Here is a 12,822-nt window from a genome sequence, read left to right as displayed (position 1 = left end):
TTTATTACCATACAATACCCTAGAACATGAAAAGGATATGGTGATGATGCTATTTTATACGGGATTATTATTCCTAGTAATTGCAGTAAGCTTAGATGGATTCGGAGTCGGGGTAACATATGGAATGCGGAAAATCTTAGTTCCCAAAAGCGCGTTAACCATCATTATGATTTGCTCTGGAATTGTAGTATTACTCTCTATGATAATAGGAACGATGCTGCATTCTTTTCTATCTGTTACTTTCGCAAAAACCGTTGGAGGATCTATATTAATCTTTATTGGGCTATTTTCTTTAATTAATACCATTCGAGGACAAATTAAAAAAGATGAGCAAAGTGAACATCCAGTTACAACACCTAACCATTTTCAAAGTTTTAAGACCGTAATTTCCACACCAGACAAAGCTGACCTTGACCAATCCGGAACTATTTCTATAGGTGAGGCGATCTTGCTAGGTACTGCCCTTGCACTAGATGCATTTGGCGCTGGGATAGGAGCTGCGATATTAGGTTACTCTCCAATAGTTACACCAATTTTGATTGCTGTAATGAGTGGGGTATTTGTTCATTACGGAATAAAGGTTGGGATTGTATTATCAAGAAATAAACGTTTGGAGCGGATGAACTTTTTGCCACCAGTATTGTTGATTGCACTTGGTGTATTGAATTTGATATAAAATTTATGAATCCCGAAATGTATAAGTATTTCGGGATTCATAAATTATACTAATCGAATATCGAATCAGCTGTGAAACACTTACCTGTATCGTTGATGAATATTATTCTTCTTAAAAGTCGGAAACATAAACTCAAATAGTTCTAGTGATAAAGCAATGTAGCGATTGGTAAATTGGGTTTCAAAGTGACTTTCGATTATAGAGAATAAACGGTCACAGGCTGATTTCTTTACCTCGTTTGTTCTACCTGCACCAATTTTTAAGGTAACATGGACAAAGCTGTCATCTTCCCCGGTTCCATCGGCTATTATATAATCCTTTAGTTCAATCGATCTGGAACGGATACCACCTATAGGAAAGCCTTCATCAATTAAAGCCTCATTCAATTTCTTAAGTAACCCTTTTATATCTCCGTCTACCTTCAAATTATCGGTGTACTCTACTGTAATATGTGGCATAGCTACACTCCTTACCGTTGAAAAACCTTATCACTTACAATTTTGTTCCGAAGTTTTCCGATTCCTTCGATCTCCACAACAACTTCATCACCTTCAACTACGTTAACCGTGCCTTTAGGTGTTCCAGTCAAAATAATATCGTTTTCGTTTAAAGTCATAAAACTACTTAAATATTCGATTAAAAATGGAATATCAAATACCATATCTTTTGTAGAGCCTTCCTGTTTTAAATCTCCATTTACATAGGTGTAAAGCTTAAGATTCATCGGATCTGGAATATCCTCTTTATCGACAAACCATGGCCCAATAGGTGTTAGCGTATCTCGATTCTTCACAGCTAAATTTGGGCGATAGTAATTTTCTAGGTAATCACGAATGGCATAATCATTTGCAATCGTATATCCAGAAACATAATTGTATGCATCCTCTCGCTTCACATTTCTCGCTTTTTTACCAATGATAACGGCTAATTCACATTCATAATGCATCATGTCCACGTCCACAGGTCTTCTCGTTTCTCCATTATGGCCAATTAACGTATTCGGTCCTTTTAAGAAAACAAGTGGTTCTTCAGGTGCCTTAAAACTTATTTCATTGGCATGGTCTGCATAATTCAAACCAAGAGCAAAAATAGTCCCCACCTCTAAAGGCGGTAACCAGACCACTTCTTCTTCGCCTACTAATCTGCCATCTGTAAGTTGGAGTTTACCCTCTATTCGAACCGCTTCGTGAATGCTACCGAAACAAGCAACTCTGGCATGTTTCATATCTTTTCCCCTCCTGCCACCTGAACATTCTCCAAAACAAATCGATTCTCTAAACTCCCTATAAAATCAATCTCAATCCGAATCGTATCACCTGCTTTGGCAGTAGATGGGTTAAGTGGCACACCAACTAATAACACATCACCTTTTGCTAAAGTCATATATTCCGTTACATCCTGAATAAGTCGTGGTATAGATCGGACTAAATCTTTCGTACCGCTTACTTGAATCAATTCATCATTTTTAAATGTCCATATCATTAGATTATCAGGATTGGGGACATTTTCTTTCGGAACAATCCATGGTCCAATTGGGCAAAATCCATCACGAGCTTTTTCCTTAATGGCTGGGCGAAAATAGTTTAGATGTGGAATAGTGACATCATTAACAATCGTATAACCTTCCACAAACCCTAAAGCATCTTCTTCCTTTACATTAGTGGCCGTTTTTCCGATAACTACACCTAATGTTCCATTTACTTCCACTTCCTCGATTTCTTGAGGAATTACTACTTCGTTCAAGTGAGCATTTATCGTATTTCTAGGCTTGATATATAATACTGGGCGCACTGGTGCCTTATTATATGGTGGCTTTTCAAATTCTCCTTCTAATGCCTCAACCTGTTCCTTAAAATTTAATAATGTGCCATATACTGTCCCAGTCACTGGAGATTGCCACGAAAATGCATCCTCTGTATACTTCTCTCCTTTCCATTCAATGAAAGACTGTCCTACGTAAATCTCCTCCAGTCCAACCGTATTAGAAAATTTCGCTTTCATTTGTGTCATCATGAGTGCCATCACCCCTATCTCACCGTTTTAAACAACTTTTCGTTACTCTTATTTTATTCCAAGGTTAACGGGCAGTAGAACCATTTGGTACTGTCTGCCCGTTAGTCATTAGTGTAAATATAGCAAAAGTTTTTTTGGTTGCTCGATAAGTTCTATAAAACGATTTGTAAATAATACGGAATCTGCCCCATCAATGATTCGATGATCAAAAGATAGAGACATCGTCATAATAGAACGAACAGCTATTTCATCATTTTCCATCACAACAGGCATTTTCTTAGTTTTATGGAAAGCGATAATACTTGTTTGTGGATAATTAATAATTGGAGTTGCTGCCATACCGCCAAGAGGTCCTACGTTGCTTACGGTAAAGGTGCCGCCCTTCATTTCACCGGCAGTAAGTTTTTGCTCCTGTGCCTTTTTCGTTAATTCCTTCATTTCATCATGTAGCTCTTTAATGGATTTCTTATTCGCATCACGAAGTACTGGTACAAGTAACCCTTTTTCGGTATTTGTCGCAAGACCAATATGATATTCCCTTAATAACCGAATCACATTATGCTCCTCATCTAGACTTGCATTAAATAGTGGGAACTCTTGTAATGTGATTGTTAATGCTTTTAGAAAAAATGCCACAACTGATATATTCTCACCCGAATCTTTAAGCTCCTGACGAAAATCTATTATATTCGTTAAATCCACCTCATCAAAATGGGTTACATGTGGAATTTTTGAAAGTGATTCCGTCATTTTTAAAGCGATTTGCTTTCGTATACCGGTAAACGGAATAGTATCTCCAGCTGTAATTACAGGTTCTTCCATCCTTGTAATCTCAGTTTCTACTGCCACCTCTACTTGTTCTTTTCCATTACTACCACGCTTGCGAATAAATTGATATATATCCTCATCTGTTACCCTTCCAGCTGGTCCAGAACCAATTACTTGCTCGATATCAACATCATGTTCCCGAGCAATCCTTCTCGTATGTGGTGCTGCAATAATTCGTTTAGGAGGCCTTTTCGTTAGTTGTGTCTCTTCTTGAGCTTTTTTCTCTGGAGCTAAGACTGCTGCTACCTCAGGCTCTGAGCTCGATTCCATTACCTCTTCTTTCCCATCGTCAATTTCTAATAATACAGAGCCAATAGTAATGGTCGTTCCTTCTTCAAAATTAATCTGCTTCACCGTACCATTAGCTGGAGAAGGTATTTCTGCAACCATCTTATCCGTCTGCATTTCAACTAAAGGCTGATCGACTTTTACTGTATCCCCTACCTTAACCAAATAGCTAACAACCTCGCCCTCGGTCATTCCTTCGCCAATATCATGAAATTTTACTTCAACCATTGGTTACACCTCATTTATAAAATGTCCACTTTGGGCTTCTTTCTCTTCTGAAAAAATTATTACGTCCACGTTGTTCCTCTAGGCGCTCTCGACATTTGCGATTAGCTGCTTCAAGTGTTGTAACGGCATCCAGCTCTGATTGCTTATAAACCTCTATAATAGATTGATAGATTGCCTTTGTCTTCAGAAGAACACGGGCTTTATTAGCCCCATACAATTCATCAGCAACCTGAATTAGTCCTCCAGCATTAACGATATAGTCTGGGGCATATAGTATCCCCTTTTCATGAAGAACTTTTGCATGATAGTCTTCTTTCAACTGATTATTGGCTGAACCGACAATAGCTTTTACTTTTAGCCTTTCAATCGTTTCATCATTTAAAATTCCACCCATTGCACAAGGAACGAAAATGTCTGCATCTACCCCGTAGATTTCATCACTCTCTACTATCGTAACTGTACCAGGAGACTTAGCACCTTTTTCTTGGATGGCAGTAAGTGCATCTTCTGATATATCCGTTACGATAATAGTAGCTCCTATTTGTAAAAGGTGATTGGCAACTTTATACCCGACTTTACCTAACCCCTGGATAGCATAGGTAATACTTGTTAAGGACTCATTACCAAATAAATATTTATTTGTTGCTTTCAATCCATACAGAACACCTTCAGCAGTCGGGATTGAAGAATCTCCTCCACCGCCAAATTCTTCTGGGATTCCATTAATAAAATTCGTTTCCTTTGCAGCTTGCACAAAATCATCCATCGTCGTTCCCATATCAGTTCCGGTATAAAATCTCCCATTCAACGAATCTACGAATTGGCCGTACGCTCTAAACAATGCTGGTGATTTATCTGTTTTCGGGTCACCGATAATGACCCCCTTTCCACCACCAAAATCAATATCTGCTGCGGCACATTTATATGTCATACCTTCTGATAACCGTAATACATCTTCTAACGCATCTTCTACAGTAGCATATGGATACATTCTTGTTCCGCCTAGTGCAGGACCAAGTGTTGTATTGTGGATAGCGATAATTGCTTGTAAACCTGTACTAGGGTCGTTACAAAATACGACTTGTTCATGCCCACTTATTTTTTCAAATATATCCATCGACATTGCGGATGATTTGTCTAATTGCTGTTTCATGATTTATCCCCCAATCAGCAAGTTTATGAGTCTAGTTCACTCGTTCACTACTCCCTAACTCTCGGTATTTGCCTTCATAAAATGCTAGCGGTTCTCCGTCTCGTATTTCCAAGTCGGTAACTTTACCTATGAAAAGTGTATGGTCTCCAGCATCTACTGCATCATGTAATTCACATACTAAGTTGACTAGCGCTTCTTTTATTGTTGGTAGTTCGTGAAACCAATGGAAGTCTATTTGTCTAGTTTCTTCGATTTGTCCGGCGAAATAGGCTGATAGATCTTTTTGGTCTTGGTTTAGAAAGCTTATGGCAAATTTGCCTGCATTATTTATATAGTGTTTCATGGTTGCTTTATGGTCGACTGATACTAGAATTAGTTTTGGGTTTAAAGATACGGACATGAAGGCGTTTGCGGTCATGCCGTGGATTTCGTTTCCTAGTTTTGTTGTGATGATGGTGATTCCGGTTGTGAATTTGCCCATTGCGTTGCGGAACGTTCGGTCATCCATTTACTAACCCCCTTTGGGATTGATTTCTTGCCATGCTCCATAAGATGAATTTCTTGCCGAATCCGCGTCCAGAATACACTCCGCTTTTACTTCCAGCACAGGGGCGACATCTGCTCGAAACTACCTCGCAGTGTCTACCTTGCCGTGGGCGGCTGGCGAGCCAGGCTGCTACTTGAATAATCTTCTCTGTAGCCTTGCACCGAGGAAACCTGCTGCGTAGCATTACTAGCAGACGCAGGTGCATACTCGGGGTCTCACCGATGCCTTTCTTCCCACAGGAGTCTCCGTGTATTCTGGACGCTCTGTGTGAAAACCAATAAAAAATCCTCCACACTCGTAACAATCATACAATTAAATCACAAAAGTTGGTTTGTGTTGTTTTAGTTTGGCGTTTTGTAGGGTTATTTCTTTTGCTGTGTGTATGTCTAGGACTGTTGATGCTTCGGTGAACCATTTGTCTGGGGCGGCGTGGCCCCAGAAGGTTTGACGCATTGGGTCGTTGATGTCCCAGCGAATGGGTTCAAAATCCGGATCGCTTGTAAGGTAATCTCCGCTGTATAGTTCGATGCGATGTCCGTCTGGGTCTCGTAAATATAAGAAGAATGCATTAGATAGGCCGTGTCTCCCTGGTCCACGTTCAATAGATTCTCCATAACCACTCGCTGCGAGTACATCACACGTATGGATAAGGGACAATTGATCTGGTAGCCAGAACCCTATATGATGAAGTCTCGGTCCTTTTCCGTTCATAAACGCAACGTCATGTACATTTTGTTTACGGTGTAGCCAAGCAGCCCAAATTCCTCCTTCAGGTGTTTCCGTATACTCCGAGCAGGCAAAACCTAATTTTTCTTTATAAAAATCATATGCCGCTTCCACATCAGGTACAGAACAATTAAAGTGATCAATCCGTTGCATACGGGATCCTGTGTATAAATCATAGCGTTGCAGGAGTCGTTCCACTAAATCCATCTCCGCAAAAAATTCTAATGGCAATCCTGATATATCATTAACTCGTAACGTCCTCCCAATCGCATGCTGCTCACCTTTATCAATCCACTTCGTCGCATACCCTTCTTTTTCAAACATGAGTGCTAGTGCATCTAATTCACTATCTGAAGCTACTTTATAACCTAGTGCCTCCACCACAGGCATATCTGCCTTTTTTAACAATAAGCTATGGTGATTATGCTCCTCTAATCCTCGAAGATATATATGTTCTTCATCTGATTCAGTCTCAATAAACCCCAGTGTATCCACATAAAACTTTCTCGAAGCTTCAAGATCTGTTACATGCAAAATAGCTCTGGCACAGCGAATCACATTATAATCCAACTAATATCCCTCCCTTATTTGGAAGCATTTACGCCACTCGTTTTTTTCAAAAAATCCTCTATATATTGTTTAAATGGTTCCTTATCGTAATTATCGAAATACGTCATTCCCATACGAATTGGGTCACCAAAGAAGTAGTACTCGTAATGAGTTTGTCTACTGCCAAAAGCACTAAGCGTCATATCCCAAGCTAATCGGAATAGTTGTACACGCTCATAACCTTCTAAGTTCTTCCCTTGTAAACCACGGTGAATAATCGGACCAATTTCATCGTGATTAAAGTCTGCTTCTGTTGGAATTCCCATTAATCCTGATGCTCCAAGAACCCGGACAATTTCCGTTAATCTAGGATATACTCGCGGGTACCAGTTACGTGCGGCATCAAGTGCGGCAAAGTCCGGCGTCATTGTTCCAGATTTATCTAGCTTCGCATTATGTTCTGCACGATAAAGGTGTGACTTCATTGTTTCTAAAGTCAACATAATTTCGGACCCTTTATCCTGTACATGTTGGAATCCGTCAATCCCAATTGCATCCATTATACTTAGGGCAACTCCAAGGACAAATTCCGTCTTAACAATGTTTTTAGCAAGGACTTGATGGGCCATATGGACGACTGCATTTGTTTCTTTAAATGTACGATTACATACGGACGAGTTTCCACAGACAAAAATACGCTCCCAAGGAACAAATACATTTTCGAAAGATACAATTGCATCCCCTTCTTCAAAGCGGGCACCAAGTGGATGATCCCATTCACTTTTTCCGTAATCAAAAGACTCCCGGCTAATGAATTTCAGACCAGGTGTATTATTTGGAATCGCGAATGCTAACGAATATGGATCGTCTAACTCTCCTGCTTTTTTCACTGTAGACGGGAACACTAAAATTTCATCAGTAATTCCACCTTGTGTGGCAAGTAAACGAATCCCGTCTACTATAATTCCATCTGGTCGTTCTTCCACTAAGTGAAGTGCAACATTAGCATCTTTTTGCTGATGTTGTGCTTTTGCTCGGTTAACTTGTGGATGAATTAATGTATGGGTTAAACTGATATCATTTTCGCGAGCAAATTCATAATAATTACGAGCATTTTCTGCAAACTGTGGATTCCCCTCGGCAAATAGACTATTATTTACCCCCATCGCCATGACTTCAGCATTCAAATAGTCTGGAGAACGCCCCATCATCCCACCAGATGTTCTAGCCCATTCTTGCATTGCTTCTCTTCTTTTAATCAAGTCCTCAATTGTTCTTGGCTGTAAAAAAGTCATTCCGACTTTATCTCCAGTAGTAGGGGAGGTATATAACATTTTTTCAGGTTTTTCGTATTGTAAATCATATAGGTTTGCCATTGATTTAATGACATTTTTAAAAGCTGGATGCTCTGTTACATCGTCTACTCTATCTCCATGGATATACACATTGTTGTTTGCCTTTTTTAATCCTTCGATATAATCTTTTCCTGTTTTAGCGGGCATCTTATTTCCCTCCTTATTAATTCATTCCGAATTTTGGTATGTGGTGATCTCCGATTGCTACATGTATCGCTTTCGGTTCTGTGTAAAATTCAAATATCGCAAAATGTCCACCTTCTCGCCCTATACCACTCGCTTTCATTCCACCAAATGGAATGCGTAAGTCACGAACATTTTGTGAGTTTACCCATAACATGCCTGAGTCAATTGCTTGTGCTACGCGGTGAGCGCGCTTTATATCCTTTGTCCAGACGTAACCAGCTAGACCATACTCCACATCATTAGCCATAGCGACAACTTCTTCTTCGGATTCAAATTCAATGACAGCCATAACCGGACCAAAAATTTCTTCCTGACAAACTCGCATATCATTTTTAGCATTTAATAGAAGTGTTGCAGGTACATAGTTTCCCGATTTTAATTCAGGTGGGACTGTTCCTTGAAACACCTCACAACCTTCTTCTTTGGCAAGTTCTATATAGCTAGTAACTTTTTTATAATGACCTGTATTAATTAGTGGGCCAATCTCTGTATCGTTTGCTTTTGGATCTCCAATCATAATGTTCTCAACGCGAGTCTTTAAAGCAGCAACGAACTTTTCTTTAATGGCTTTATGGACAAATACTCTCGAATTAGCCGTACACCGTTCCCCATTAAAGGAGAAAATCCCCCATACTGCAGCATCTAGTGCATTTTCAAAATCAGCATCTTCAAAGACAATTAATGGGGACTTACCACCTAATTCCATCGAAGTTTTCTTTAATGAATCCGCACTGTTTTTAATAATTCGTTTTCCTGTAGTTGTCTCCCCTGTGAAAGAAATTGCCTTCACGGTTGGATGCTTTACAAGAGCTTCCCCTGCTGTTTCACCAAACCCATGGACAACATTAAATACCCCTTTTGGTAATTCAGCTTTTTGAATAACATTTGCTAACATATTTGCTGATAGTGGGGATAATTCAGCAGGCTTTAATACGACTGTATTACCTGTTGCTAAAGCTGGTGCAACCTTCCACGTTAATAACATAAACGGAGCATTCCAAGGGGTAATTAAGCCAACTACTCCGAGAGGTTGATAAACTGTATAATTTATAAATTCATCATCAACTTGATATGCGTCCCCATGCATTCTTGCTTGAACCATTCTAGAGTAAAAGCGAAAGTTTTCAGCCCCACGTGCTGCCATTTTACGAGTTTGGCTAATTGGCAAACCAGAATCAAGGGATTCAAGCCGAGCAATCGTTTCCGCTTCCTCTTCGATTAAATCTGCAATTCTTTCAATATATTTCATCCGATCTTTGACCTTCATCTTTCCCCAAGGTCCGATAGAGAAAGCTTCCTTTGCTGCAGAAACAGCTTTATCAATATCTACCTCTTCACCTTTCGCCACGCGATTGATTACCTCATTTGAGAAGGGGTTAATATTATCAAAGGTTCCATTATTCGTTGCGTCTACAAATTCTCCATTTATGTAGAGCTTCACATCTTCTAATCTTTCTTCCAATTCATGTCCCTCCCTAAATTTCAACATCTTCCGTTATTAGCTGGTAATCTAGTAATACTTTCCTGATTTCCCCTTGAATCTCAAGTGATGGAACATCTAGTGGTTTTCTCAAGATAGGTTTAATTTTCCCCATCATTCCTAGTGCCGCTTTAACTGGAGCTGGATTGGTATCACGGAAAAGTACATCATTTAGAGGCATTAACTCATAATGTAAATTCTGTGCACCTTTTACATCACCAGCTACCCAGCGATTATAAACTTCTGCTACTTCCCGCGGAGCAACGTTTGCAGTCGCACTAATATGTCCTGCCCCGCCGATAGCTAGCATTGGATAGCATAGTACTTCAATACCAGAGTACAGGTTAAAATTCCGACCACATTGGAGCAGTACTTTATTTACATGTTCAAAATCTTTATTAGATTCTTTTACGCCAATAATATTTGGACAATCTTCAGCAAGCCTTGATATTGTAACCGCTTCCAAATTTATTGCTGTTCGACCTGGTATATTATATAAAATAATAGGTATGTCAACGGAATCTGCGATGGCTTTGAAATGTTTGTATAATGCGAGTTGATTAGGTTTGTTGTAGTATGGGACAATGACCATTGCAGCGTCTGCTCCCATTTCTTGTGCAGCTATTGTCATGCGGAGTGTTTCTTGATGGTTGGTTGATCCTGTTCCAGGAATAAACGGTACTCTTCCATTTACCGTTTTATATGCTACTTCCATTACTTGGAGCCGTTCTTCAACAGACATGGAGCTAGGTTCACCTGAAGTGCCGGTAACCGATATCCCATGACTTCCACTAGCAATCTGCCAATTGATTAATTCCTGGAACTTTTCAAAATCAATTCGCTCATTTTCATCAAATGGTGTAATCACCGGTGCAATCGAGCCTCGTAATCTTTCTTTTGCCTCTTCAAATGCCATTTGATTACCTCCAACCCTAATGTTTAATTAATAATAATTTTCTGAACAGTTAAATCATATATGATTTCATATGTCATGTCAATATGAAAATTCACTGGGATTTTTATACAGGAAAATCTAAAAAAAGAACTAGATTTATAATCTCTAGTTCCTTTTCTCAAGAAGTTATCGTATTGGTTTCAATTAAGTTTTTCCGTCGTTTCTCAAAATTGATGGCTGTTTTAATTTTATGATCTCTTGCGACAATTTCAACTCGCGGTGAGTCTCCCTGTTCCAATAATTTTATAATCTCTTTATGTTCTTCTATCGATTCTTTTACCCGTTTAGAATAAAGTGTTGATCCAGTTCCTCGAATCGAATCTATCCTATTCCACGTATGTTGTATCGTTTCTATTAAATACGTATTTCCACATTGCTCACAAATAATTCGGTGGAAAGCTGCATTTAATCTACTGAACTGGATAATATCAAAGTCATCCAAAGCCTCCTCCATTAATTGATTTAACTTTTTTATTTCGTCTATTTTTCCTTTGGGGAAATCTTGTGCAGCAAGTGATGTCGCATAACTTTCTAGCAATGCTAACACAAAAACCGTATCCAAATAGTCCGATTCATTTACTTCTGCAACGACAGGACCTACATTACGTTTGTACACGACTAATCGCTCTGCCTCAAGCTGACGTATTGCTTCACGGACTGGGATAGAACTAGTCTCTAGCTCTTTCGCTATTTGATCAATAACAATACGCTGTCCAGGTACATATTCACGCTCAATTATTCTTCCTTTTAAAATTCGGTATACTTTTTGCTGTTTGTTTTCTTTTATCATAATACAAATATAGTATAGGAAATAATATATAATGTCAATATTCAGAAAATATTTTTTTAGCTATTCTACATAAATAAAGAAATGCACCTACTTATAATTGAATAGGTGCATTTTTAACACTAAAACTAATACGGCAAAACATTCAATAAGATAGTTAACGAAACAACACTAAATACCGTTGCTACTAACGTAATACTAGATACTAAGTCTGGCTCTGAATCAAATTGGATTGCGTACATGGTTGTTGTAGCGGCACTTGGCATTGCTGCGACAATAATGATAACAATAGCCACTATTGGATCTACATCTAGTAAACTAACAAAACCTATAGCTAATAAAGGTCCAATTACCATTCTATTAAAAACAGTAGATATAATTACCTGCCAATTGAATTTAATTGAAGTAATAGTCGCTAATTGCATACCTAATACTACCATCATGATGGGAATTGCTGCTCCACCTAACATGGTCAACGTAGAATAGATAGTTTCTGGTATTTCCCAGGAAATATTTTGTAGAATAATGGCGAATATAGCTGCATAGGTTGCTGGCATTTTAAAAATCTTCAGAAACGCCTGGCCAACTCCATTCGAACTTCTTGATGCATAATACACTCCAAAGGAATTCATAAACATCGTTTGGATAACCATAAAGAAGATGGCAAAAGGAATTGCCTCATCCCCAATTGCAAATAGTATTACCGGAACCCCATAATTCCCCGCATTCATAAATCCCGACGTTAAAATGGACGCACTTTCCACTGAACGAGACCACTTGAATACTTTTTTCGCAAGCTTACTCAATAAAATCATTGCACCTAATTGTACAAAAGCAAACAAAATTAACACCGTATAACTTTTATCAAATGTCGCTTCATAGAGCTTAGTAAATACTAAAGCAGGAAGAAATATGTATATGGACACTGTTGATACTGCTTTAATATTTATGGGTTTAAACCGTTGTAATATAAACCCTAAAACGAATACGGAAATAACCGGAAGGATGACATTAATAAATATATTCATAATTCAGCTCCATTACGTTGGTT

General features: G+C 38.8%; 13 protein-coding genes. 1 reads left to right on the top strand and 12 read right to left on the bottom strand.

The genetic code is table 11. The features are described 5' to 3' along the window. Positions 1-46 precede the first annotated feature (46 nt). On the top strand, positions 47-676 hold the full coding sequence (gene ytaF, locus AB1K81_RS12895) for a sporulation membrane protein YtaF (protein ID WP_412977061.1): 630 nt from the start codon (positions 47-49) through the stop codon (positions 674-676). A gap of 80 nt (positions 677-756) precedes the next feature. On the opposite strand, the gene AB1K81_RS12890 is transcribed toward ytaF, so the two are convergent. The 12 genes from AB1K81_RS12890 to AB1K81_RS12835 form a co-directional block, all read right to left on the bottom strand. Further along, complete coding sequence (locus AB1K81_RS12890) at positions 757-1,134, bottom strand: 5-carboxymethyl-2-hydroxymuconate Delta-isomerase (RefSeq protein ID WP_412977060.1); 378 nt, start codon at positions 1,132-1,134, stop codon at positions 757-759. A gap of 11 nt (positions 1,135-1,145) precedes the next feature. Continuing rightward, on the bottom strand, positions 1,146-1,901 hold the full coding sequence (locus tag AB1K81_RS12885; protein WP_412977059.1) for a fumarylacetoacetate hydrolase family protein: 756 nt from the start codon (positions 1,899-1,901) through the stop codon (positions 1,146-1,148). Next, a complete protein-coding gene (locus AB1K81_RS12880) occupies positions 1,898-2,689 on the bottom strand; it encodes a fumarylacetoacetate hydrolase family protein (RefSeq protein WP_412977058.1) in 792 nt (263 codons plus the stop codon). Before AB1K81_RS12880 ends, AB1K81_RS12885 begins: the two co-directional genes overlap by 4 nt. A 108-nt stretch (positions 2,690-2,797) precedes the next feature. Then, positions 2,798-4,033 carry a dihydrolipoamide acetyltransferase family protein gene (locus AB1K81_RS12875; protein WP_412977057.1) on the bottom strand — a complete coding sequence of 412 codons (1,236 nt, stop codon included), beginning with the start codon at positions 4,031-4,033 and terminating at the stop codon, positions 2,798-2,800. 10 nt (positions 4,034-4,043) lie between these two features. Further along, complete coding sequence (locus AB1K81_RS12870; RefSeq protein WP_412977056.1) at positions 4,044-5,186, bottom strand: Leu/Phe/Val dehydrogenase; 1,143 nt, start codon at positions 5,184-5,186, stop codon at positions 4,044-4,046. A gap of 31 nt (positions 5,187-5,217) precedes the next feature. Beyond that, positions 5,218-5,694 (bottom strand): flavin reductase family protein, encoded by a 477-nt coding sequence (locus tag AB1K81_RS12865; RefSeq protein ID WP_412977055.1) that lies wholly within the window; start codon positions 5,692-5,694, stop codon positions 5,218-5,220. Positions 5,695-6,045: 351 nt separating this feature from the next. Continuing rightward, positions 6,046-7,029: a 3,4-dihydroxyphenylacetate 2,3-dioxygenase gene (hpaD, locus tag AB1K81_RS12860; RefSeq protein WP_412977054.1), complete on the bottom strand. Its 984-nt coding sequence runs from the start codon at positions 7,027-7,029 to the stop codon at positions 6,046-6,048. 14 nt (positions 7,030-7,043) lie between these two features. After that, positions 7,044-8,510 (bottom strand): 4-hydroxyphenylacetate 3-monooxygenase, oxygenase component, encoded by a 1,467-nt coding sequence (gene hpaB, locus AB1K81_RS12855; protein WP_412977053.1) that lies wholly within the window; start codon positions 8,508-8,510, stop codon positions 7,044-7,046. A gap of 16 nt (positions 8,511-8,526) precedes the next feature. Then, positions 8,527-10,038: a 5-carboxymethyl-2-hydroxymuconate semialdehyde dehydrogenase gene (gene hpaE, locus AB1K81_RS12850; protein WP_412977052.1), complete on the bottom strand. Its 1,512-nt coding sequence runs from the start codon at positions 10,036-10,038 to the stop codon at positions 8,527-8,529. Then, complete coding sequence (gene hpaI / locus AB1K81_RS12845) at positions 10,025-10,945, bottom strand: 2,4-dihydroxyhept-2-ene-1,7-dioic acid aldolase (protein WP_412977051.1); 921 nt, start codon at positions 10,943-10,945, stop codon at positions 10,025-10,027. Before hpaI ends, hpaE begins: the two co-directional genes overlap by 14 nt. Positions 10,946-11,102: 157 nt before the next feature. Beyond that, on the bottom strand, positions 11,103-11,774 hold the full coding sequence (locus tag AB1K81_RS12840; RefSeq protein ID WP_412977050.1) for a GntR family transcriptional regulator: 672 nt from the start codon (positions 11,772-11,774) through the stop codon (positions 11,103-11,105). A 125-nt stretch (positions 11,775-11,899) separates the two neighbouring features. Next, positions 11,900-12,799, bottom strand: a complete 900-nt coding sequence (locus AB1K81_RS12835; protein ID WP_412977049.1) for an AEC family transporter — start codon at positions 12,797-12,799, stop codon at positions 11,900-11,902. Positions 12,800-12,822: the final 23 nt, after the last annotated feature.

Origin of the sequence: Ornithinibacillus jepli, from assembly GCF_047228935.1 — a bacterium.
Classification (GTDB): domain Bacteria; phylum Bacillota; class Bacilli; order Bacillales; family Amphibacillaceae; genus Ornithinibacillus.
Note: the sequence above shows the minus strand (reverse complement) of the source record. Positions and strands in the feature narration are given on the sequence as shown.